Source organism: Brevibacterium marinum (assembly GCF_011927955.1).
Classification (GTDB): domain Bacteria; phylum Actinomycetota; class Actinomycetes; order Actinomycetales; family Brevibacteriaceae; genus Brevibacterium; species Brevibacterium marinum.
Window position 1 is genome coordinate 1,457,650 of the sequence record NZ_JAATJN010000001.1, and the last position, 22,264, is coordinate 1,479,913.

A 22,264-nucleotide genomic window follows, 5' to 3' on the forward strand; every position below is an offset into this window, starting at 1 on the left:
ACTCGATGGCGCACACGTTCCGGTCACTGGCCGAACCGAACTACCGACATTGGTTCGCCGGTGCCCTGATCTCGAACACCGGAACGTGGATGCAGAGGACGGCCCAGGACTGGATCGTCCTCACTCAGCTGACGAACAACAATGCCTCGGCCCTGGGTGTGACCATGGCGCTGCAGATGGGGCCGCAGCTGATCATGTTCCCCTTCGCGGGAGCGATCGCCGACAAGTTCTCCAAGCGCAAACTGCTCATGGTCACCCAGTCGCTTCTGGGAGCCGTGGGCCTGCTGCTGTTCGTGCTCGTCATCACAGACGCCATCGTCCTCTGGCACGTGTACATGACGGCGCTGGCCCTGGGCATCCTGGCCACCCTCGACAATCCGTCACGACAGGCCTTCGTCTCCGAACTCGTCGGGGAGAAGCTGCTGCCCAACGCCGTCAGCCTCAACTCCGCGTCATTCAACGGCGCCCGCATGATCGGTCCCGCCGTCGCCGGAGTCCTCACCGCGCTCATCGGCGCCGGGCCGGTGTTCCTCATCAGCGGCCTCGGATTCGCCGCGACGCTGACCGTGCTCATCCGCTTGGACCGGACCCGGCTCCACCCATCGGGGCGCCGCGGTGTGGGCGGGGTTCTGGGCGGATTCAGATACCTGCGAAGGCGCCCGGACGTGACCGTCGTGCTCGTCGTCCTCTTCCTGGTCGCGACCTTCGGATTCAACTTCAACATCTACACCTCCACGATGGCCAAGATCGAGTTCGGCAAGGATGCGAGTGGCTTCGGTCTGCTCAACTCCGTCATGGCGATCGGGTCCGTGACCGGGGCGCTGGCCTCGGCGAAGCGGGAGAAGCCGAGGTTGCGGTTCATCTTCGGAGCCGCAGGCGGGTTCGGTCTGGCGGTGGGCACGGCCTCCCTCATCCCCAACTACTTCGTCTTCGCGGCCTCGCTGATCCTCGTCGGATTCGCCTCGCTGACGATGATGACCTCCGCCAACGCCTATGTGCAGACGACGACTCCCGCCCACTACCGCGGTCGGGTCATGGCCATCTACGCCGCCGTCGTCATGGGCGGCACTCCGATCGGGGCTCCACTGGCGGGATGGGTCGCCGATGTTTTCGGGCCGCGCATGTCGATGGTCGTCGGAGCCGGCTCGGGCTTCGCCGCCTTCGGCGTGGGGCTGGTGTGGATGATCGTGTCGAAGAACCTGCGCCTGCGATACGATCCCAAATCACGCATCCGCCTCCACATCAGCTATCACGGTCGGCCGTGAAACTCGGCTGGGCGATGGTTGGCCGGTGCTGGGCGGTCGCGTCTGAACGGTGCCGGGAGGCTCTGTGCGTCGGTTGGCTGGTCGGTGGATGGGCGATCGCGTCTGGGCTGTACTGGGGGTCGCGTCTGGCTGTTCCTGAGGCTCGGACCGATCCGCATCGCCTAAGATCAGGAACACCTATGAGCAACAGATCGGACAGACAGTGAACGCGGACATCATCACCTCGGCGTTGGTCGGACTGGCGATCCTCGTCGGCTGCCTCGGCATCATCCTGCCCGTGCTGCCGGGATCCATCCTCATCGGAATCGGCGTCCTCGTGTGGGCGATCGTCATCGGCGGACCGATGGCCTGGATCGTCTTCGCCATCGACGCCGTCTTCGTCGCGGCCGGCATGAGCGCGTCCCTGGTGCTGACGGGCAGAAGGCTCAAGGACATGGAAGTCCCCAACAAGTCGGTGCTTCTGGGCGGAATCCTCGGCATCGTCGGCTTCTTCGTGATTCCGGTCCTCGGCCTGCCGATCGGCTTCATCGCCGGGCTCTACCTCGCCGAATACCTGCGGATCAAGGAAGCGAAGGAGGCTTGGGACTCCAGCTGGGAATCACTCAAGGCGATCGGCATCGGTGTCGCCATCGAGTTCATCCTCGCCCTGCTGGCCGCGATCACCTTCGGCATCGGCGTCTTCATCCACTTCTTCGCCTGAGGTCGCGCGGCGGGCGAGGGGTTGCACGTCCGTGAGGGCCTGGGAGCGAGGGGCTGCGCGTCCGTGAGGGCGGTCCCGTGCCGACTGAGTCAGAGTCGGCTGCGTCCGTGTCGTCCAGCACCGCGTGATCGGCATACGATGCCCCCTGGCGCATCACGCGCTCCGTGTACGACGCCTCGGCGCATCACACGCTCCGCGTACGACGCCTCGGCACTCCAATCTTCCGCGGCATCACGCACCGGTAGCTTCACGTTCTACAGCTGCTCGCAGTCTCTACAGACAGTTCAGCACCCCGCACCACCAGCTCTGAAACAACTCCCTGCAACGGGGTGTTTCGGTGTTGACGGTGTGGGGTGCTGAAAGTCATCGCCGGGATCGCTTTTGAGCGGGAGGGTCCGCGGCAATACCGGAGGGCGCTCGTGAATGATCGCGTCAGGCCAGGGCGTCGATGACGAAATCGATGCTGGCCAACAGTGCTTTGACATCACCCGGGTCGACGGAGACGAACGTCGCGATCCGCAGCTGGTTGCGACCGAGCTTGCGATAGGGCTCTACGTCGACGATGCCGTTCTTGCGCAGCACCGAGGCGACGAGGGCCGCGTCGACCGAGTCGTCGAAGTCGATGGTCGTCACGACCGATGAGCGATCCGCGGGGTCCTCGACGAAGGGATGGGCCACCTCGGCGGCCTGGGCCCAGTCGTAGACGAGATCGGAGGTCTCACGGGTCCGTGCGGTGGCCCACTCGAGGCCGCCGTTGCCGTTGATCCATTCGATCTGCTCGGCCAGGAGCAGCAGCGTCGTCACGGCGGGGGTGTTGTAGGTCTGGTCCTTGCGGGAGTTCTCGATCGCGGTCATCAGGTCCAGCGATGTGGGTATCCACCGACCGGACTCCTTGATCTCCTGGGCGCGGGCGATGGCCTTCGGGGAGAGGATCGCCACCCACAGGCCGCCGTCGGAGCCCATGTTCTTCTGCGGGGCGAAGTAGTAGGCGTCGGTCGCGGTGATGTCGACGGGCAGACCGCCGGCACCGGACGTGGCGTCGACGACGACGAGCGCGTCATCGTCGATGCCCTCGGGACGGGTGATCGCGGTGGCCACACCGGTCGAGGTCTCATTGTGCGGCCACGCGTAGACATCGGCCGTGGCATGTCCGGTCCCGGCCACCTCGGCGAGTGCTGCCGGGAAGGGGATGGCGGATGTGCCGGGCTCGGCCGTGAGGATCAGGGAATCCTCCAGATGGGGGGCCTCGTCGGTGGCCTTGGCGAACTTCTGGCCGAATTCGCCGAAGGTCGCGTGCGCCGCCCGTTCTCGCACGAGTCCGAATGCGGCGACGTCCCAGAAGGCGGTGGATCCGCCGTTGCCGAGGACGACCTCGTAGCCGGAGGGCAGATCGAAGAGTTCGGCCAGGCCGGCACGGATGCGGCCGACGAGGTTCTTCACGGGTGCTTGTCGGTGGCTGGTGCCCAGCACATCGGCGGCCGAGGTCAGCGCCTCGAGCTGAGCGCTGCGGATGCGGGCCGGGCCGGCGCCGAAGCGTCCGTCGGCGGGCAGGAGTTCGTCTGGGATCGCAATATTCGTGGCAGTCACGATCGACAGTCTACGACGCACCCGCCACGCTCCGGTGACCGGCACCGTCATCTTGAGACATGTCACGGGTGTGTTCGGGCCCGGCGTCGACGCACCGGGGGAGCCGCCGCGGACCTGTCCGAGGATGGCTCGTGTCCCCGCGCGGTCGTAGAGTGAAGGTATGAGTGAGCCAGTCGATCGTCTGCCGCAGACACGGAAGTCCTACGAGTCACCGACCTTCGACCGTCCCGAGTCGTCACCCCTGGCGCTGTTTCGACAGTGGTACGACGAGGCGGCCGAGCACGTCCGAGAGCCGAATGCGATGACGGTTTCGACCCTCGACGAATGGGGCCCGTCCTCACGGATCGTTCTGCTCAAGGGCGTCGACGAGACCGGGTTCATGTTCTTCACCGACTACGACTCCTCCAAAGGTCGTCAGCTGCAGGACGATCCTCGTGTGGCCGTGAACTTCCCCTGGCATGACATGGAACGGCAGATCAGGATCAGGGGCCTCGCCGAGGTGGCCGCCCCCGAAGACTCTGACGCGTACTTCGCCGTCCGCCCCCATGGATCGCAGATCGCTGCCAGCGTATCGAAGCAGTCCCAGCCCGTCAGCGGTCGGGAGCAGATGCAGTCCGAATACGATGCCGCGCTCGCCGAATATGCGGACAGAGACGTTCCCCGACCCGATCACTGGGGCGGGTTTCGCGTCCGCGTCTTCGAGATCGAATTCTGGCAGGGGCAGAAGAATCGATTCCACGACCGATGGGCGTTCTGTCGTTCGGACGGCAGCCATGAGCCCGCCGATCTGTCGCAGACGGAGGCCTGGACACCCGTCCGCCTCTATCCGTGACCCGGGAGTTCGGCTTGCCCTCGGGCATCGAGCGGTCCGCGTCGAAATAATCGGACCGATGTCGGTGTTGGCCGGGACAGGCGTCGCCATGGTCTATGCATCGACTGCGCGAGCGGTCCGTGAAGTGTCGTCGGGCAGACGAGAAGGACCGGACCATGGTTGGTGTGGGCGGACGCGAACGGGACCGCAGTTCCACACGGCGAATGGACGGCAGACGTCAACGTCGGTTGAACTCACGTGATTGCCTGAACGCGGGATAGGATTGATGCGAAGAACGCCTGAAACGGTCGAATGGGCCTGAAGACGAAGAGTGGAGTGGCTGGTCTGAAGTGAATGACCTCATTGATACAACCGAGATGTACCTCAAGTCGATCATCGAGCTTGAGGAGCAGTCGATCGTGCCGCTGCGGGCGCGGATCGCCGAACGATTGGAACACTCTGGTCCCACCGTTTCACAGACCGTGGCTCGGATGGAGCGTGACGGTCTGCTGCACGTGAGCAACGATCGGCATCTGGAGCTGACACCCGAGGGGCGTCGCATCGCGACAGAGGTGATGCGCAAGCACCGTCTGGCCGAACGACTCCTCTCCGACGTCGTCGGACTCGAGTGGGAACTCGTCCACGACGAAGCCTGCCGCTGGGAGCATGTGATGAGCGAGCAGGTCGAGCGCAAGCTCGTCACCCTGCTCCCGGAGACCTCATCGGGTCCGTACGGCAATCCGATCCCTGGCCTTGACATGATCGGCGGAGATGCGACGGCCGGCATCGAGGTCATCGACCTGGCCACCGCCGTTGCCCGTGATGGTGCCAAGGAGCTGCGGATCGCGTGGTTGGCCGAACCTCTGCAGGTCGACATCCATCTCCTGCAGCAGTTCCAGGTCGCCGGCGTCCTGCCGGGCAGCGATGTCGATATCTCACGCAACGGTGAGTACATCACGGTGCAGGTCCCCGGTGCCCAGGACGTACTCGACCTGCCGTTGGACACGGCATCACACGTATTCGCCTATACGAAGTGAGACCCCAGCGCCCACTGACGGCCGAAGACTGACGGGCTGCGACACCGACGTCGGGTCCGTCCTCGGAGCGCCGCAGTACGCCAGCTACCGAGAGGCGAATGACACCTACCGGTACACCGCCCCTGTAAAAATCATCGAGAAAGGCGAAGTTAAGCGAACCTACCATCCATTGGTCGTAGTGTCTGCTGAATCCTACAACGTCATTACCGCATATCCGCGAACCAAATAAAATGAGTGAGAAGTTGATTCATACGGTGGAAGGCCTCGCACTGACGTTGAAGTCATTCGGGGATGTAAACAATCTCGGTCAGACGTCCTTTGATCTTCACACCACTGATCCAGTGTCACCAAGGGCAGTGACAGTTGAGGTAACGCAGGAAGACCTTGAAGGACGGCTCCGGGCTATCGCTGGCAACCACCCAGAGCAGGCATGGGGCGAAGAGAGTTTGACACCCGGAGAGGCCGCAGGACGATTGTTGACTGTGCATCTGGAGGAGGTCATAGACAACCTGGACGAGGGGACTGAAACTGTTGTGATCTCCAAAGACGGTATTTTCGCTAAACCTCAATCCATCGATTTGGGCTGAAGCCGCACGCTGGTCTGGATTTCGGTGTTTGGGCAGGTTCCGGGCTCTCGCTGCCCGGAGAGTTCCACGTCAAATCCTCGTATCGCGCCGTTGCTGGCTCGTCGGTCAGGCCACAGCTTGACCAGGTGGAGCATTCGCTGCAGCGAACAGGCGCGTCCACCCCTTTCCCACAGCCTGGGCAGGTGCAGCCTCACCCGCCGGGTTGAGGTCGCAACTCGGGCCGGAACACTGATCAACTTTCCGAATCGTTGCCGGCGTGGTCTTGGTGAGCCTCACTCCGGCGACCGTCGCCGCCGCTCGAGCGGGGGCACCTCCCGCTTGCGGGGAAGATTGAACGCCATCACGGCCAACACCAGCCAGGCGGCATTGGCATTGATCTCTCCCGACGGCAGATGAGTCGGGGTGCGGCTCTTGACATCAACGTAGACGTAGTCGGCGGGATCTGCGTACTCAGACTGGTCAGTACCAGGCAGGCGAAGGCATCGAGTTGACGAACATGGCCGAAGGTGAACGTCCGCAGGAAGGAACCCAGGGCCGAGGGAGCGTACCTGCCGGTGAAGAGCGTGTTCATGCCGCCGTGGCGTAGTAGGGCCAAGTCGTCGATGGAATCGGCACCAGCGATCATTCCCGCTACCAGCGAGGAAACTTTCGCTCCTGCGTTGGGGGCTGCGACACCGACGTCGGGTGCTCGCCTGACGGGCTGCGACACCGATGGCGGATCCGCGCCGAACGACGAACTGTTCCGCGCTCGAAGTGGTGGGAGAATTCACCTGGTCACGGTCAGTGATCTCGGTCGGCTCCGATTTGTTACAAAGCGGTCTTCGGCAGGGTCCGGGGAATCGCAGAACAGCCTGCGGACCTTGTCGTATAACGAGTAAATGTTACGAATATTTTGACCGATAGTAGACCTCTGACCAGGGGAAGTATGGAAAACCTCCAGGTTTTCCCTCGGTGTTCGTGACAGAAACGTGACAATCGATCACCGATTGGTTACAGTTGTGGAGGTTGTCCACGAAAGTGACGACTTCGCACCGAGAGCCGCACGCCACGCTCGGTGCGAATACTCTGAGGACCGAAATGTGGCGGTTGGGTCGTTTCCAATAGGTGACGAGAGGAAAACGTGGCAATTAAGCAGCATGGCCGCCGCGCCGCAGAGGCTAAGGTCAAGACTCCACTGACCGAACTGACTGACATCCTGAATGCCAACTCCGCCGTCTTCGGACGTCGCGCAGCCGTTGTCGCTGCCAGCGGTGGTCTGCTCACCGCAGCCGTGCTTCCGGCCGCAGGACAGGGAGCCGACGACAAGGCCTCGGTCTCCGCCGAATCAGAGGCTCAGACGCAGGTTGAGTTCGAGAACCAGAGTGCGACCATCGCTGCTGATGACGAATCCGAGGGCAAGGACAAGAAGCAGGACTCCTCCTTCAGCGCTAACGTCGAGACCGTCACCGCCAAGGCCGCTCCGAAGCCGAAGCCGGTAGAGACCGCCGAAGAGACCTCGGACGACTCCGCGAACACCGGCTCCTCAGATTCCGGTGACAGCGACTCGGACAAGGGCGAGGGCGATGACGCCGGCTCGATCGACGGCTCGAAGGCCGAGCAGGTGCTCGGCTGGGCTGCCAAGGGCACCGGCACCCCCTACGTTTCCGGCGGTACCTCGCAGAGCGGCTGGGACTGCTCCGGTTACACCAAGTGGGTCTACGGCAAGGTCGGAGTCGATCTGCCCCGCACCTCGGGCGCACAGAAGGGCGCAGGCAAGGTCGTCTCCCAGTCGGAGGCCAAGCCCGGCGACCTCGTCTGGCACCCGGGCCACGTCGGCATCTACGCCGGTGGCGGACAGATGTACGATGCCGGGTCACCGGGATCGGGCACCTCGAAGCGCAGCTTCAGCTGGATGGGCGACGTCACGTTCATCCGCGTTCTCTGATCCATTGCACACAGGAACTCCCCGCCTGACTCGACGGTCCTCGAGCCAGGCGGGGAGTTTTTGCATGCCCGATCGCGGAAGTCCGGAACGGCGGGCGGACCCACTCACAGGCCGTCGACAGGTGAACTGCGGTGAAAGATTCCGTGACGCGAGCCGTATGAATTCGGTCACAGGGCGGTGTCAGCGTTATTCTTGAAAAGATTGAGTTGGCGTAAGTGATGGGAAGTCAGATGAGCCACAGTCCGATAGTGCGAATAACCGCTCCAGTCTCTGGCGCGGAGCACATATCTGTGTCCGTGTCCTCTACCAAGGCGTTGTGCTGTTGCACAGCGCCTTTTGCTTTCCCCGGGCCCGTGCCGACCGGCCGGTCCCACACTCACACGAAGATGAGGGGCGGGATATGAAGACTCTCGTGCTGAATGCCGGGTACGAACCGCTGTCGATCGTTCCCTTCACCAGGGCAGTGGTCCTGGTGCTCACGGGCAAAGCGACAGTCCTGGCCGCAGAGGACGTGCCGGTGAGATCCGAACACCTGAGCCTCGACCAACCGTCGGTCATTCTGCTCACCCGATACGTCCGCCCTCCTCACGGTCGCCGGGTCTCCCTCTCCCGGCGAGGCGTGCTGCGCCGCGACAATCATCGCTGCGCCTATTGCTCGAACGCCGCCTCCACGGTCGACCACGTCGTACCTCGTTCACGGGGCGGGGCCAACAGTTGGGAGAACCTCGTCGCCTGCTGTCGCGATTGCAACAACCGCAAGGGCAGCCGGACGCTGTCCGAGATCGGCTGGAAGCTCGGGTTCCAGCCGCAGGAGCCGCGCACCGGGCAGTTCTGGATGCGGGGCATCGACAAGCCCGTCGAGCAATGGCGTCCCTTCCTGGAACTCTCCAGTGCCGCCTGAGACCCACACCGGAGCACGATCCCCAGCTCGGGTCGGAGCGTGGACTCACATGCGTCCCGTTGCTGGTCGCAGCGACGGTGTCCGGTCTGCGACTCATTTCGGATAACGATGTGAAATACGCGAAGGTGTCACCTCGATTGTGATTTAGGGTGGACGAAAGAGAAGTCCGCTTCGAGACGAGGAGCTTGCGATGAATGAGCAAGACCGAACCCAAGACGCCGATACATCACCCGCAGGGGAGACTGACGCTGTCGTCGTCGGCATCGATGGTTCGCCTCCCAGCCGCAACGCACTCGCCTGGGCCATACAGGAAGCGAGATCTCTGCAGAAGCCGATCCGTCTGGTCGGCGCCTACACGATTCCCAGTGTCGCCGCGGCTGCGATCGACGTCTCGTACGTTCCGATCGATGACACGTCGATCCGTGCGGCCGTGACGAACACGCTCAAAGAGGCCGCCGCGGAGGTCAAAGCCGCCGGAATGCCCGTCGAGGCCGTCATCGAGATCGGTGATGCCGCGGGTGTGCTCATCGACGAATCGAAGTCGGGGAGTCTGGCCGTGGTCGGCTCCCGCGGTCGGGGCGGGTTCGCCGGGCGGCTGCTCGGCACCGTCTCCAGCGCACTGCCTGCCCACTCCGCATGCCCGACCGTCGTCGTCCCGGCCTCATGGCAGTCCGAGGCGGAGAAGACAGCGCACCCCACGTCCTCGCGCCCCATCCGGCAGGACGGCATCGTCGTCGAGGAACCCGATCCGAATGTCGAGGCCATCGAAGGGCTGCGCTTCGACGGCAAGGTCGTCGTCGGCGTCGATTCCCTCGGCGCCGAGTCCCCGGCCCTGTGGAAGGCCGCTCGCCTGGCGGTGCGGCGGGGATCGCCACTGCACATCGTCGCCGTGATCACGACCACCGTGATCGGCCCCGAATGGCTGCCGAGCACCGCTGACCTCGAGCGTCTGGTCAACGAGGGCGCCGACAAGCTCGTCGTGGCCAAGCAGCGTCTGCGGGAGGAGTTCCCCGACCTCGACGTCACCTGGACCCTGTTCGACGGTCAGCCCGCCGAGGTGCTTGTGCGGGCGTCCGACACCGCAGAGGTGCTCGTCATCGGTTCGCGCGGTCGCGGTGGCTTCGCGGGACTGCTCCTCGGGTCGACCTCGCAGTCGGTGCTGCCGTATTCCCAGTGCCCGACGATGGTCGTCCGCGTCACCCGCGACCACAACAGACATCGACACGATGACGAGGCCCCCGAACCGGGGCTGTGAACCCGGCCGCTGACTGACCACACGGCACCACTGCGATGCCGTGAGCGCGGCTACGGGTCCGTCGTGGCCTCGATGACGACATTGTCGACCGAACGACCGGACGCGCGCTGCAAGCATGTGAGGATGACGAGGCGGCCAGGTTCATCGGCCCACACGCGGTCATCAGCGGAGATGTCCGTCTTGGACACGGTGTAGGAATCGGTCACGGTGTAATCGTGGTCCTGGAGTGTGATCGTCTCACCCAAATCGACCGTCGGCTCACCGGCGGCGACATCGATGAGCTTGTTCCCCGGCAGCTCGGCTCCTTGAACGGAGTGGATGGCGACATAGGTGGTGCCGCGCTCGGGGTGGTCGGGGGTGCCGTGGTTGCGCACAACGTAGCCGTTGCGCAGCCCCGGGGGATTGATCGCGCCGTTGACCTCGGACATGGATTCCAACCCGGTGGCAAGGCCCACCGAGGGGACCTGAAACTCACCGTCGAGGGTTTCGATCTTCATATCCTCGACCTCGGCATCGCTCGGGGGCTCCTCCAAGCGGACATCGGCGTCGCTCTCGGCGGTGTTCTGCTCTTCCTCGATGCCCTGGGTGAGCATCCATGCTCCTGCGCAGATGAGAGCGGTGATGACAACAGCGACGGGGATTGCCCACCAGGCAGCAGATCTGCGTGCCGACATGGTTTCCTTTCATATGCCGGCGGCGGCCACCGAATCAGTGGCCGCCGCCGAGCGATGATGTGACGGTCAGTTGCCCGTCCTGCGACGGCGAAGCGCAGCAACGATGAGGCCGCCGGCCGCGGTCAGCAGGGTGACACCGCCGACGAGGTTCCAGTTGGTGCCACCATCGTTCGAATCAACATAGGCTCCTGTCTTCACGACCGGATTGTCGTCGGGCTTCTCCGCCTCGGGGACGTCGATCGCCACGGTCTCCGACGGGACACCGTAGTCATGCGACCAGGCGTCGTTCGATCCGGACGCAGCAGCCGAGGCAACGAAAGTCACCGACTTCTCCTCGCCGGGCTCGACGAAATCTGCATCGAGTTCGAGTTCATCGGTCTCGAATTCGACGGTGCCGTCATCGCCGCATGTGACATCGGGGGTGAATGTCTCAATCAGTTCCGCGTCCTCGGGGGCCTCCTCGGATCGATTGATCTTTCCGTCTTCGGCATAGACCTCGACCTTGGCGTCGTCGACGGGCTCACCGGGTGCACAGTCCTCCAGACGCACCTTGTCGGTGACCGTTGTCGGCAGTTCGGTGATCTCGTCGATCGACACCTGCGAGGACACCTCCGGGGCATAGAGGCCCTGGTAGGAATCGGAGGCCGCCACCGTCGTGACCTGCTTCTCGATGACGGCCTGCAGGCTCGTACGGTCGAAGTCATCGGCGTCGAAATTCTTGGGCTCCCACTTGGTCACCGAACCGGTGGGCATACCCGAGAACTCCACCGACACCGAGGCATCGGGAACCTCGTCGGTGAAATCGAGGGGAATCTCGACCGGTTCTTCGCCGGACATGATCTCCGTCGTCTCTGCCTCGGCGCCGTCGACGGTGAGTTCGCCTTCGAATCCGGGAACCTCGACGCCCTCGGAATTGACCAGGGAGACAACGGCGGCCGATGAGTCCTCATCAATGGTGACCTTGGCTTCGTAGGTGCCGTCGCCGGCGTACTCTGCGGCTTCATCGCCCATGCGTGCCGAGAGCTCATAGGCTTCGGACAGCACCTCATCATAGAACGCGTCGGCGCCGATCTCCTTGAGGTTCTTGGAGTCCTCGTTCCAGCCGATTCCATCCGTGACTTCCTGCAGAGTGCGGTCATCGAGGATGTCTCGATGGTCGATCTCATCCGAGCTGTGGACGTGCGCGCCGATGGCCATATCGTGGGCCATCTCCTCGACCTTGTCATCGCGGGGTTCGTCCCACTTCGCGAGGATATAGGCCAGTTCGGGAGCCTCGACGGAGGACTTCCCGCTCTCGTCGTATCCCTCACCCATAGGCTGGGTCAGGCCTCGGTCGATACACCAGACTCGATCGCCGGACATCGGACCCGACGACGGGATGTAGGCACCGTACATGGTGGAATTCTCGATGCCACCCTGGTCGTCCGTCTCAGGGTTGGTCGTTACGCCGGTGAAGTCCGGTTCGCCCTCGTAGGCACTGAGCTGAGGGCCGACTTCGGGTGCCGCTGCTGCTGGAGATGAAAGGAGTGCGCTCCCTGCGATCAATGCAACGGTTGTGCCGACTACCGGGAGTCGCCTGCGGAGTTGCCGCATATTCTGGTTCCTTCCTGGGGAGCGCTGCGTGGCGTCGACCTTCGACTCCGCGTAGGAAGGTGCAGAGGTTCTGCTCTTCTTTCGCTCCCGAGGAGTCATTCTATAGATAGCAAGGGTAGTTGTCTCGTTGAGTTGACAGCGGTCGTGTATTCCGAGGCGTCGCGGCCGAAAACGCGAATGTTGTCGGCCCGTGACCTGGCGCCCCCGGGCGGATTCGAACCGCCGACACCCGCTTTAGGAGAGCGGTGCTCTATCCCCTGAGCTACGGGGGCGATGTGGCATTCTTCGACCACAGCCACCCAGTGTAGCGTAGAAGAAACCTGGATGTTTCACGGTGTGCCAGCACCTATTGGACGCAGTTTCTCGTTAGGGTCGAATTGTGCCGGATTCCGATGTTGACGATCAGTTCCCAGAACTCGACGATGTCTACGCCGAGTGGAAACAGCAGGCTGCCCACCTGGGTGGTCGCGACACCATGCTTCATTTCCGGGACTCACGCGACGGCAGCATCGATCTCTCCGGTGCGCACCCCTCCGGCCTGGCCCAGCTTCTGGCGGGCCGAGCCACCCGACTGTCCAGCCTGGTCCGGGACCATGAGATCCTCGCCGACGCCCGCCGGCGGGCCAAGTCGATCCGGTCGAAGGCGGAGCAGCTCGACAATGAACGGGGAATCCAAGCGGCACACCTGGCGATCGGCTTCGCCTCGTGGACGGAGAAGGACTCCAAATACAAGTTCAACGCCCCCGTCGTGATGCGCCACGTAACTCTCGTCCCACGTGGTTCCCGCGTGGAGGACTTCGAAGTCGTGCTGGGCGAGGGGATCATGATCAATCCCGCTCTGGTCCAGCACCTCTCCGAGGTGTACGACCTCGACGTTCCCGTCGACGAATGGATCGAGGCCACCGGAGGGCCGCACGGCTTCGATCCGGGGCCGGCCCTTGACCGGCTCCGTGACCTTGCGCAGCCGGTGCCCGGGCTGCGCATCAACCATCGATTCATAGTGTCGACGTTCGCGAACATCGCGAGTCCCTTCATCTCCGACTATCTGCCGACTCAGCACCCGATCCTGCGTGCCCTCGCCGGTGACGAAGAGGTGCGAAGCGCACTCGGCGGCCCGTCCTACGTCCCGACCCCGCGGGCGGAAGCACGGACCGAACCGGACGAGGACGAATTCTCCGAGCCGACGGTTCGCATCAGCGATGGCTCCCTGCCCGGGGCCGGTGGCGTGCAGGACACCGCATCTGAGGAGAAAGACACCGCGACCGAGACCGCCGGTGATTCGGACGTGGCCGAGCCTGACGCCTCGTCGAAGGATGCGGCCGCGAAAGCACCAGCCGCGGAGGATGCGGGCACCGAGACCGCAGCCGCCGCGGCTCCAGAGGCCGAGGACGCTGATCCCGAAGCAGCTGAAGACCTGGCTGCGGATGCCGACGATGACGATGTCGTTCCTGCGGCACTCAAAGAACCCGTCACCCCGCTTCCCGACCGCAAGCCGCAGGAAGAGTTCCTCGTCATCGACGTCGACGGTGACCAGCAGGCCGTCGTCGATGCCGCCGTCTCCGGGCGCTCCGTCGTCGTCGACAGCCCTCCCGGAACCGGCGCCACCCAGGTCGCCGTCGCCGTCGCCACAACACTGGCACACACCGGTAAGAGTGTGCTCTTCCTGGCGCAGAACGCCGATGCCCTCGATGACTTCTCCACCCGCCTCGGCGAGGTCGGGCTGCGAGATTTCGCTGTGGACACACGCAAGGGCACAGGCGAAATCAGCAGACAGCTCGTCGGACTCATCGGATCGGCGGAGAAAGCCGAACGCCCCGACCTGTCCGGACTCCTCAACGAACTCAACGAGCAGCGTGCGACTCTCACGGAACACGTTTCATCGCTGCACCGCCGCCGCGAACCCTGGGACGTGTCCGTCTACGAGACGATGCAGCACCTCGCGGAGCTGACCTCCGGCGACGACTCACCGCAGACTCCCGTCCGCTTCGGGGAAGAGGTGCTCGGAGCCAGCGACGAACGTCGGAGCGCGCTGCGTGGAAAGCTCGGCGAACTGGCCGCGCTGGGGGCCTTCACCCTCGACGTCGAGGACACCGTCTGGTTCGGTGCCGACCTCAAATCCGTCGAAGAGGCCGAAGCCGCGCGAACCGTCGCCGAGCGCCTCGGCCGAACCATCCCCGACCTCGTGACGGCCGTCGAACCGGTTCTGTCGAAGGCCGAGCTCAACCCCCGCCGCAACCTCAACGACTGGTCGCGCGCGATCAAGGTGCTGCTCCGGGTGCGCACCACCCTCGACAGCTTCATCCCGGACATCTATGACCACCGACTCGACGATCTCATCGCCGCGACCGGAACCTCGGAATATCGGTCCGAAGCCGGCATCGAGATGGGGATGTTCCAGCGCAAACGCCTGAAGAAGTCCGCGAACGAGTTCCTGCGCCCCGGTGCCGATCTCGCAGACCTGCATTCGGCACTCGTCGACGTCCGGTCCCAGCGGATCATTCTCCAGGACCTCGCCGGACATGACGGACGTCCGCAGATTCCTCGCGGAGTCCTCGAAGCCGACGAGATCCTGCAGAACGTCGAAGCCGACATCGCCACGATCGCACCCGTCCTAGAGACCACTCCCGATGGCGGGGATCTGGACTCGATGCTCATCGAGGAGCTGCAGGCTCGGACGGAAGCCATGGGCCGGGACTCGGAGAACCTCGCCGAGCTGCCCGAACGCTCCCGGATCCAACGCGAACTGAGCGAGGAAGGACTCTCGGACCTGCTGACGGATCTGCGTCGTCGCAAGGTCGACACCAACCTCGTCGGACCCGAATTCGATCTTGCCTACTGGGCATCCGTACTCCAGAGAATGGCCAGCGAGGACCCGCAGGTGGGTCGGCACGATGGTGAAGCACTGCACGACGTGGCCGAAGGCTTCCGCGAGAACGACCGCGCATTCGTCGCCGCAGGTGCCAGTCGGCTGCGGTACAACCACGCGCAGGCATGGCGGCGGGGGATCGACAACGATCCGATCTCCGCGGGAGTCATCAAGCAGGAGCTGCTGTCGCCGCACACGTCCGTGCAGACCATGTCGACCCGAGCCCCCGAGCTGCTGACGACTCTCGCGCCGGTCTGGATGGCCAGCCCGTACACCGTGCCCGAACTCTTCTCCGCGCTTCCGCTCTTCGACGCCGTCGTCATCGCCGATGCCGGCCGGCTCTCGGTCGCCGACGTCGTTCCCGGCATCACCCGCGCCCGACAGGTCATCTCTCTCGGCGACTCGAGGCTCCTCGGACCACGGCCGTTCTCGATCGCGGTCGACCGCTGGGGAATGGACGATGGGAACCATCCGACCTCGGTGCAGGAGCGCCTCGGCGAGTTCCTGCCTCGGATGGAGCTGTCCAATTCCTACCGTCAGTCGCCGGTCGGACTCATCGACCTGGCGAACCGTCATTTCTATGATTCGACGATCACGACGATGCCGACCGCGCACACGGGCGAAGGGACCGGCCTCGAATTCTCCTACGTCGCCGACGGCAGGGGGCCGACCGACATCGGCACCGGTCGCGTCGAGAGCCCTGATGCCGAGGTCAAACGCGTCGTCGAACTCGTGCTCAAACATGCACGGAACCGTTCGCGCGAATCACTGGCCGTCGTCGCGCTCACGGCCCATCACGCCCAGCGAGTGGCCACAGCGATCTCGCGGGCGATGAAGGATCTGCCGTACGTCGCGGCGTTCTTCAACGATTCGAGCAAGGAACCCTTTGTGGTCACCGATGCCGAGCGTGTTCAGGGCATGTCCCGTGACGCCGTGATCTTCACCCTCGGCTACGGTCGAACCCTCCACGGCCGGGTCATCCACGACTTCGGGGCGCTGTCCGGGCCCGACGGCGAGAGAATCCTTGCGGCGACGATGACGCGTGCCCGGACCCGACTGACCGTGGTCTCGAGCATCGAGTCCGAGGACTTCGACATGCACCGGTTGAGCGGGGGAGCGGCCCTGCTGCCACGACTGCTCGATGAGATCGCCGCGGGAGGAGTCCGACAGCCGGGGCCCCACGGTGAGATCTATGATCCGCTCTTCAACGACATCGCGGATCGGCTGCTGCAGCTCGGCGTCGTCGCCCACGAACATTACAACGGCATCGACCTGGCCGTCGCGAACTCGACCGAGGACGAGCACGGGATGATCATCGCCGTCGCAGGTGACGGGCCTGAATACGCATCGATTCGGAGCCTGCGCCAACGTGAACGCGTCGTGCCTGAACAGCTGGCCCGCCGGGGATGGAAATTCATGCGCGTGTGGTCGACCGATGCCTTCGTCGACCCGCAGACGGAAACCGAGAAGATCTTCGACGCATGGAAGGCCACGGTCGAGAAGATGAGTCCTCAGGCCGTCCTCAATGCGGCACGCGCCGCCTCGGTCGTCGTCGGACGCACCGGCAGTCGGCCCAAGCTGGTGCCCGGGCTGCCCATGCACAAATACTCGGAATCCAGCCTCGACGCGATGATCGATTGGGTCCAGTCCGATGCCGTCGTCCGCGGCGATGGCGAGATCAAGGACCTCCTTCGCACGGCGTTGGCGCAGAAGGGCAGCTCGAGTCGCGGAGACTCCCAACTGCAGGCCGCCGTCGACCGGTACCGTCAACGTCATGCTCGGGCGAAGAAGGTCACCGGCGCCGAGGTGCTCGTGCCCGAATCGGATCAGCGCAGTCCCATGGAGGAAGAGGTCGTACCCACCTTCGACACGGGCAAGATCCGGGCCGACGAGCTGCGTCAGGCCGGTCTGATCGAGACGGCGAGCAATGATCAGGTGCCGAGCCCGGAAGCGCGGGATGCTCCGACGGGACCATCGGACGCGTCGACGGGTGCTTCGGAAGCGTCGATAGGTGCTTCGGACTCGCTGGCGGGACCGCGAGAAGCCGCCGGGGATGGCGCGGAGTCGGCTGCCGGCGAGCAGCAGACAGCGTCTGCCGGGGAAGCAGCGAACGGTGGGCAGGAGTCGGCGTCTGCCGGACAGGACTCGGCGTCGGATGCGCAGGATCCGAGCGGGAACGCGCGGGGACCGACCGAAAATGGTCGAGAGTCGACCGGCAGAGGGCAGGGCGCGAAGACCGTGCGTCCCAGTGCTGCCGATATCGAACCGAACACGGATGACTCGCAGCGGGATGAGTGACGAGAACCTCGACGAGCAGCCGTCCGAGGACGCACACGAACAAGATCCGGACCACCTCGGTGAGGCAGCCGCCGAAGACGAACGCGAGGGCCAGCAGCAGACGCAGGCTCGTCTCGACGCGGCCCTGCGGAGATATCGTGCCACCCTGCGCAATGAGGCCGAAACCGGCAACGAGGGTTTCAGCGCGGATTACTACAAGTCGCAGAAGCCCCCGCACTGGTAGCCGACGACCCTGTTGTGAATCGGCGTTCGGCGTCAATTGCGGCCGGTGTCGTCGCCTCGTCATCGTGGGGTCCAGGCCGGTTCGCCGGTCTCCGCATACAGAAGAAGGCCCGCTTCCCAAGGAGGGAAACGGGCCTTCTGACCGGCTGCGCTCAGTGGCGAGGGGGATCCGTCGACTCGGTGTCGTCGAAGGGGCCGGGCGTGCTGGCGGGCCCCTCGGCAGGGCCGCCGGCGGTGGTCGCCGCCTGAGTCCGGAGGATTTCGCGGATGTCGCCGAGCAGGTCCTCGGCGGTCGGAGGGACTTCCTCCTCCGGGGCCCCGCGCTTGCGCAGTTCGTTGAGCTTATTCATCGGAACGATGATGATGAAGTAGACGATGGCGGCCACGATCAGGAAGTTGATCGCCGCGGTGATCACGGCACCCAGATCGATGGTCGTCTCGGGGACATCGGGCTTGATCTGGAAGCTCAGCGCTGGACCTTCTGCACCGCCGACGGCGGCGATCAGCGGATTGATGATCTTGTCGGAGAAGGCCGTCACGATCGCAGTGAAGGCGCCTCCGATGATCACCGCGGTTGCGAGTTCGACGACATTGCCCTGAAGAATGAAGTCTCTGAATCCTTTGAGCATTGGAGGCACCCTTTCGGCGTATATGCAAACCATAATGCTGAATAGAACACTGCTATTACGTTTATATGATACACACAGATAACTCACCAGTTTGCATGATGACATGCAAGTTAGTCGCCGTGTCCGAATCGGGTCAGGACCGAGCCGGATGACCTCGTCATCTCAGCCTCACGCCACGGCGACGCCGGTTGCGGGTCAGCGCGGCAGGATCGCGAAGCTGATCGGCATCCCGGCGAATTCGGCGATCCGACCAGCATCGTCCGAGGACAGCATCACCGAAACAAGCTGTCCTGATTCCGCAGAAATGCCATCGGCTTTCTCGACGAGGCGAGCTATCGTCACTTCTTCCACGACGACCTCGGAACCGCCGTCGGGCAGCGAGCTGAACAGACGAATGCGCTGACCCGGCTGCAGGAGTGCCGCCGAGGCGTCGTCGGCCAAGCGCACGGGCATGAGCAGATCGGTGCTGTCCTCGGGAAGCGCCTGCTGGTCGAGGACGGCCGACCGAGTCACCGGCGAACCCTCGGACAATCCGGCCGAGGTGCGTTTATGCTCGGCTTCCGACACCGAGGTGAAGGACTTCTCCGGCACGAGCGATGCCGGAAATTCGACGACCGCCAGGTCCTGGGACCCGAGTTCTGAACCCGGCGGCAGATCCCTGTTGGCGACGACGATGGCCGTTCCGTCCTGATCCGGGGTCAGAATCCAGACCACAAGAGCACACGCACATGCGAAGCACACGGCAGCGAGTACCCGCTGCGGCTTGATGCGTGCGGACTTCGACCAGGTTGAGGTTCTGGCCCTGATACGGCGGATGATTCCCATGCCCTGAGCCTGAACCGGCGCTCGGACGCAGATCAAGGGCTGAGAACCTGCCTGTGGACGGCCGTGAACCGTGCACAGGTGGAATGCACATGAGTGCAGCGGCTGTCCACAGTCGAACCGCACGCAAGTCGACCGTCGGCAGAGCGGGACAGCCACGGGAGTCGGACCGGGGTGGATCGGTGCGGGTCAGCCTGCGGAGGCTTGGGGGAGCGCCAGCGTAGGTTTGGGCCGGCCGCTGGAAGTGCTGTGCTGTGCAGGTCAACCTGCGGAGGTGCTCGCCGCCTTGGTGCCCACGGCGGTGGACTCCGACGAGGAAGACGAAGATTCCGAAGCGCTCGATGAGCTCGAGGACTCCGAACCCGAGGACTCCGAATGCGAGGACTCCGAGCTCGTTGACTCCAAGTTCGACTTGTGCGAAGAGTTCGACGACGAGGACGCGGTGTTCGAGCTGCCCGCGCGGGAGTCGGTGGCATAGAAGCCTGAACCCTTGAAGCTGATTCCCACGGTGCCGAAGACCTTCTTCAGGCGGCCCTGGCACTCGGGGCAGATCGTGAGCGAATCATCGCTGAAGTCTTGGTGGATATCAAAAGCATGACCACAGCTTTTGCATGCATAGGAGTAAACGGGCATTCGAGACCTTTCTTCGACGAGAAGATTATAGTCCACCGCACTCGTCCGCGCTCAACGCGAGTGGTGAGGAGCCTGAGCGCGCCCTGCCTCGTCCACAGGCCGACGCACATGAGTGGGAGACTCATACGAGGGTGTGGACCCCGGCGTCGGTGACCGCTCGGGCGATCTGCAGGTCCCAGGGATCGACCGTGAGCCCGGGAAGGTCGAGCTCGGAGGCGAAGCACACGCCGTAGACGGCGGTCTGATCCCTCGTCGCCAACGGCACTTCACCCTGCGGACCGAAGGTGCGGTCGTAGAATCCGCCCCCATTTCCCAAGCGGGCGCCCCCGGCACCGAACCCGAGGGCGGGGACGAATGCCAGGTCAAGGGCCACCTCGGCGGTGAGGAGCTCGGTCGCGGTCAGCTCGGATGCGGGCTCACGGATGCCCCAGTTGCCCTGCGGTTCGAGGGTGGCCATGGCATCGGCGACGGACCCGAACGTGAGGGCGTGACCGATCTTCGTGACCACGGGCAGGTAGACGCTCCCGCCGTGGGCGAGGAACCGGTCGATGACCGAATCCAAACCGGGTTCGCCGGAAAGGGCGGCGTAGGCGAGCATCGAGCGTCCGGCCAGGTCCAGATCGGGCCAGAACTGCTCGACCTGCTGCCAAGCGGCCTCGGCAACCGATGAAGCGGCGCCAGCAATCGGTGAAGCGGCGCCGGCGACCGAGGAAGCGGCCGCGGGGATTGCGGGGTCGGAGACAGCCCTGTCGGCGCGTTCGGAACGTATGCGCGCCCGCAACTGCGCCTTCGAAGTTTCTGCATCCACCCTCACCAGCCTAATCCGATGCGCCTGGATTGGTTAAGATGAACAGCATGAGTGATGATTCGCGACGCAAAGTGCGCAAGGCCGTGATCCCTGTCGCCGGTCTGGGTACCCGCTTTCTCCCAGCGACCAAGGCGACGCCCAAGGAGATGCTGCCCGTCGTCGACAAGCCCGCCATCCAGTACGTCGTCGAAGAGGCGGCCGACGCCGGACTGCAGGACCTTCTCATGATCACCGGACGCAACAAGCGGCCCCTCGAAGATCACTTCGACCGCGTCGACGGTCTCGAGGCGGCATTGGCGAAGAAGGGCGATGACAAGAAACTCGCGGCGGTTCGCCACGCCTCCGAACTCGCCGACATCCACTATGTCCGCCAGGGCGATCCGAAGGGCCTGGGCCATGCCGTGCTCAAGGGCCGCCAGCACGTGGGCGACGAGCCCTTCGCGGTTCTGCTCGGCGACGATCTCATCGACGAGCGCAGCCCGATCCTGCCGAAGATGATCAGCGTGGCGGAGGAGACCGGCGGCAGCGTCGTCGCACTCCTGGAAGTCCCGCCCGAGGCGATCCACCTCTACGGCTGCGCCGCCGTCGAAGCCACCTCAGATGACGAGGTCGTCAAGGTCACCGGCCTGGTGGAGAAGCCAGAGCAGGGTGAGGCTCCGTCGAACTTCGCGATCATCGGCCGCTACGTCCTCGCACCCGAGATCTTCGACGTTCTCGAGACCACCGAACCCGGCCGCGGCAACGAAATCCAGCTCACCGACGCCCTTCAGGACCTGGCCGGGGAAGACGGCGGCAACGGGGTCTACGGAGTCGTGTTCAAGGGTGCTCGGTACGACACGGGAGACAAGCTCGATTACCTCAAGGCCGTCGTGCAGATCGCCAGCGCTCGCGATGACCTCGGAGCCGACCTCAACAGTTGGCTCAAGGAATACGTGGCGAGCCTCGACTGACACCGAACCGGCACGCGTGCGACGGACATGATGGACAGGCTCGACTGGAGTGGGGCGCACATTGAGCATGCGAGAGCGGAGGCAGTCGTTTGTGGCCGGTCATCCTGACTGATCAGCAGTCCGACATCGTGCTGCGCCCACTGCAGCGGCGCGACGAGAGCCAATGGCGGGACGTCCGCAGGCGCAACCGCAACTGGCTGCGTCCCTGGGATGCGACCCTGCCGATCCCCGGACAGGAGCTCCCGGGGTTTCGGGCCATGATCCGAATGTCCGACAAGCAGGCCAAACGCGGACTCTCCGTACCCCTGGCGATCGAGGTCGGCGGCCGATTCCGCGGTCAGCTCACCGTTTCGAGCATCAGCTGGGGCTCCATCCTCAGCGGACAGATCGGCTACTGGATCGATTCGCAGGTGGCCGGCCGCGGCATCACTCCCATCGCTGTCGCCATGGCCGCCGATCACTGCCTCTTCGCCCTCGGCCTGCACCGCATCGAAATCAACATCCGCCCCGAGAACACGGCCAGTCTGCGCGTGGTCGAGAAACTCGGCTTCCGCGACGAGGGCCTGCGGGAGAAGTACATGCACATCGACGGCAGATGGTGCGACCATCGCACGTTCGCGTTGGTCACCGAGGACGTCCCGCAGGGGGTTCTCGCCGCGTATCGACACAGTCGGAGAAACATGTGAACTCGGTGCCTGTTTG

At 64.3% G+C, this 22,264-nt stretch carries 19 protein-coding genes, 1 tRNA gene and 2 pseudogenes; 13 read left to right on the plus strand and 9 right to left on the minus strand.

The features are described 5' to 3' along the window. Window positions 1–5 precede the first annotated feature (5 nt). Window positions 6–1,265: an MFS transporter gene (locus BKA07_RS06340; protein WP_167950147.1), complete on the plus strand. Its 1,260-nt coding sequence runs from the start codon at window positions 6–8 to the stop codon at window positions 1,263–1,265. Window positions 1,266–1,467: 202 nt separating this feature from the next. After that, window positions 1,468–1,965: a DUF456 family protein gene (locus BKA07_RS06345; RefSeq protein ID WP_167950148.1), complete on the plus strand. Its 498-nt coding sequence runs from the start codon at window positions 1,468–1,470 to the stop codon at window positions 1,963–1,965. Between the two features lie 432 nt (window positions 1,966–2,397). On the opposite strand, the gene serC is transcribed toward BKA07_RS06345, so the two are convergent. Continuing rightward, entirely contained in the window at window positions 2,398–3,552 is a 1,155-nt protein-coding gene (serC, locus tag BKA07_RS06350) for a phosphoserine transaminase (protein WP_167950149.1), read from the minus strand. A gap of 160 nt (window positions 3,553–3,712) precedes the next feature. On the opposite strand from serC, the gene pdxH reads away from it, so the two are divergent. The 3 genes from pdxH (at window position 3,713) to BKA07_RS06365 (ending at window position 5,987) form a co-directional block, all read left to right on the plus strand. After that, window positions 3,713–4,384: a pyridoxamine 5'-phosphate oxidase gene (pdxH, locus tag BKA07_RS06355; RefSeq protein ID WP_167950150.1), complete on the plus strand. Its 672-nt coding sequence runs from the start codon at window positions 3,713–3,715 to the stop codon at window positions 4,382–4,384. 329 nt (window positions 4,385–4,713) lie between these two features. Further along, window positions 4,714–5,400, plus strand: coding sequence for an iron-dependent transcriptional repressor DtxR (locus tag BKA07_RS06360; protein WP_167950151.1), 687 nt, complete (start codon window positions 4,714–4,716; stop codon window positions 5,398–5,400). Window positions 5,401–5,630: 230 nt separating this feature from the next. Next, window positions 5,631–5,987 (plus strand): hypothetical protein, encoded by a 357-nt coding sequence (locus tag BKA07_RS06365; RefSeq protein WP_167950152.1) that lies wholly within the window; start codon window positions 5,631–5,633, stop codon window positions 5,985–5,987. A gap of 436 nt (window positions 5,988–6,423) precedes the next feature. Here BKA07_RS06365 and BKA07_RS06370 read toward each other — a convergent pair. Continuing rightward, window positions 6,424–6,648 (minus strand): annotated as a pseudogene (locus BKA07_RS06370) (IS1380 family transposase); the annotation flags it as partial. Between the two features lie 459 nt (window positions 6,649–7,107). On the opposite strand from BKA07_RS06370, the gene BKA07_RS06375 reads away from it, so the two are divergent. The 3 genes from BKA07_RS06375 to BKA07_RS06385 all read left to right on the plus strand — a co-directional run bounded on the left by BKA07_RS06375 (window position 7,108) and on the right by BKA07_RS06385 (window position 10,067). Further along, complete coding sequence (locus BKA07_RS06375; protein ID WP_167950153.1) at window positions 7,108–7,911, plus strand: NlpC/P60 family protein; 804 nt, start codon at window positions 7,108–7,110, stop codon at window positions 7,909–7,911. Window positions 7,912–8,311: 400 nt separating this feature from the next. Further along, entirely contained in the window at window positions 8,312–8,812 is a 501-nt protein-coding gene (locus BKA07_RS06380) for an HNH endonuclease (RefSeq protein WP_167950154.1), read from the plus strand. Between the two features lie 190 nt (window positions 8,813–9,002). Continuing rightward, a complete protein-coding gene (locus BKA07_RS06385; protein WP_167950155.1) occupies window positions 9,003–10,067 on the plus strand; it encodes a universal stress protein in 1,065 nt (354 codons plus the stop codon). A gap of 50 nt (window positions 10,068–10,117) precedes the next feature. Here the strand turns inward: BKA07_RS06385 and BKA07_RS06390 are convergent, their stop codons facing one another. From BKA07_RS06390 to BKA07_RS06400, 3 genes are all read right to left on the minus strand, one after another. Beyond that, window positions 10,118–10,741, minus strand: coding sequence for a sortase family protein (locus tag BKA07_RS06390; protein WP_167950156.1), 624 nt, complete (start codon window positions 10,739–10,741; stop codon window positions 10,118–10,120). Between the two features lie 66 nt (window positions 10,742–10,807). After that, the gene (locus tag BKA07_RS06395; RefSeq protein WP_167950157.1) at window positions 10,808–12,286 is read right to left on the minus strand and encodes a hypothetical protein; all 1,479 of its coding nucleotides are present in this window, start codon (window positions 12,284–12,286) and stop codon (window positions 10,808–10,810) included. 244 nt (window positions 12,287–12,530) lie between these two features. Further along, window positions 12,531–12,606 (minus strand) — tRNA-Arg (locus BKA07_RS06400). 107 nt (window positions 12,607–12,713) lie between these two features. Between BKA07_RS06400 and BKA07_RS06405 the strand changes: the two genes are divergently transcribed. Together BKA07_RS06405 and BKA07_RS06410 are read left to right on the plus strand one after the other, a co-directional pair. Continuing rightward, on the plus strand, window positions 12,714–17,498 hold the full coding sequence (locus tag BKA07_RS06405; RefSeq protein ID WP_167950158.1) for a DUF4011 domain-containing protein: 4,785 nt from the start codon (window positions 12,714–12,716) through the stop codon (window positions 17,496–17,498). Next, entirely contained in the window at window positions 17,491–17,721 is a 231-nt protein-coding gene (locus BKA07_RS06410; RefSeq protein WP_167950159.1) for a hypothetical protein, read from the plus strand. Before BKA07_RS06405 ends, BKA07_RS06410 begins: the two co-directional genes overlap by 8 nt. Before the next feature lie 151 nt (window positions 17,722–17,872). Here the strand turns inward: BKA07_RS06410 and mscL are convergent, their stop codons facing one another. Together mscL and BKA07_RS06420 are read right to left on the minus strand one after the other, a co-directional pair. After that, window positions 17,873–18,349 carry a large conductance mechanosensitive channel protein MscL gene (gene mscL, locus BKA07_RS06415; RefSeq protein ID WP_167950160.1) on the minus strand — a complete coding sequence of 159 codons (477 nt, stop codon included), beginning with the start codon at window positions 18,347–18,349 and terminating at the stop codon, window positions 17,873–17,875. Between the two features lie 195 nt (window positions 18,350–18,544). Next, window positions 18,545–19,174 (minus strand): SAF domain-containing protein, encoded by a 630-nt coding sequence (locus BKA07_RS06420; RefSeq protein WP_167950161.1) that lies wholly within the window; start codon window positions 19,172–19,174, stop codon window positions 18,545–18,547. A 271-nt stretch (window positions 19,175–19,445) separates the two neighbouring features. On the opposite strand from BKA07_RS06420, the gene BKA07_RS19750 reads away from it, so the two are divergent. Continuing rightward, window positions 19,446–19,649, plus strand: coding sequence for a hypothetical protein (locus BKA07_RS19750; protein WP_342449152.1), 204 nt, complete (start codon window positions 19,446–19,448; stop codon window positions 19,647–19,649). 14 nt (window positions 19,650–19,663) lie between these two features. Here the strand turns inward: BKA07_RS19750 and BKA07_RS19755 are convergent. After that, window positions 19,664–19,804, minus strand: a pseudogene (locus tag BKA07_RS19755) (FmdB family zinc ribbon protein); the annotation flags it as partial. Between the two features lie 121 nt (window positions 19,805–19,925). Next, the gene (locus BKA07_RS06430) at window positions 19,926–20,612 is read right to left on the minus strand and encodes a 5-formyltetrahydrofolate cyclo-ligase (RefSeq protein WP_342449002.1); all 687 of its coding nucleotides are present in this window, start codon (window positions 20,610–20,612) and stop codon (window positions 19,926–19,928) included. A 47-nt stretch (window positions 20,613–20,659) separates the two neighbouring features. Between BKA07_RS06430 and galU the strand changes: the two genes are divergently transcribed. Together galU and BKA07_RS06440 are read left to right on the plus strand one after the other, a co-directional pair. Then, the gene (galU, locus tag BKA07_RS06435) at window positions 20,660–21,562 is read left to right on the plus strand and encodes a UTP--glucose-1-phosphate uridylyltransferase GalU (protein ID WP_167950164.1); all 903 of its coding nucleotides are present in this window, start codon (window positions 20,660–20,662) and stop codon (window positions 21,560–21,562) included. A gap of 89 nt (window positions 21,563–21,651) precedes the next feature. After that, window positions 21,652–22,248, plus strand: coding sequence for a GNAT family N-acetyltransferase (locus tag BKA07_RS06440; protein ID WP_167950165.1), 597 nt, complete (start codon window positions 21,652–21,654; stop codon window positions 22,246–22,248). The last annotated feature ends 16 nt before the right edge of the window (window positions 22,249–22,264 follow it).

Excerpts from the sequence above, each read along its gene's own strand:
- BKA07_RS06380 (WP_167950154.1), top strand. The coding sequence starts at position 8,312 with ATGAAGACTCTCGTGCTGAATGCCGGGTACGAACCGCTGTCGATCGTT.
- BKA07_RS06340 (WP_167950147.1), top strand. The coding sequence starts at position 6 with ATGGCGCACACGTTCCGGTCACTGGCCGAACCGAACTACCGACATTGG.
- galU (WP_167950164.1), top strand. The coding sequence starts at position 20,660 with ATGAGTGATGATTCGCGACGCAAAGTGCGCAAGGCCGTGATCCCTGTC.
- mscL (WP_167950160.1), bottom strand. The coding sequence starts at position 18,349 with ATGCTCAAAGGATTCAGAGACTTCATTCTTCAGGGCAATGTCGTCGAA.
- BKA07_RS06365 (WP_167950152.1), top strand. The coding sequence starts at position 5,631 with ATGAGTGAGAAGTTGATTCATACGGTGGAAGGCCTCGCACTGACGTTG.
- pdxH (WP_167950150.1), top strand. The coding sequence starts at position 3,713 with ATGAGTGAGCCAGTCGATCGTCTGCCGCAGACACGGAAGTCCTACGAG.
- BKA07_RS06410 (WP_167950159.1), top strand. The coding sequence starts at position 17,491 with ATGAGTGACGAGAACCTCGACGAGCAGCCGTCCGAGGACGCACACGAA.
- BKA07_RS06385 (WP_167950155.1), top strand. The coding sequence starts at position 9,003 with ATGAATGAGCAAGACCGAACCCAAGACGCCGATACATCACCCGCAGGG.
- BKA07_RS06390 (WP_167950156.1), bottom strand. The coding sequence starts at position 10,741 with ATGTCGGCACGCAGATCTGCTGCCTGGTGGGCAATCCCCGTCGCTGTT.
- BKA07_RS06420 (WP_167950161.1), bottom strand. The coding sequence starts at position 19,174 with ATGGGAATCATCCGCCGTATCAGGGCCAGAACCTCAACCTGGTCGAAG.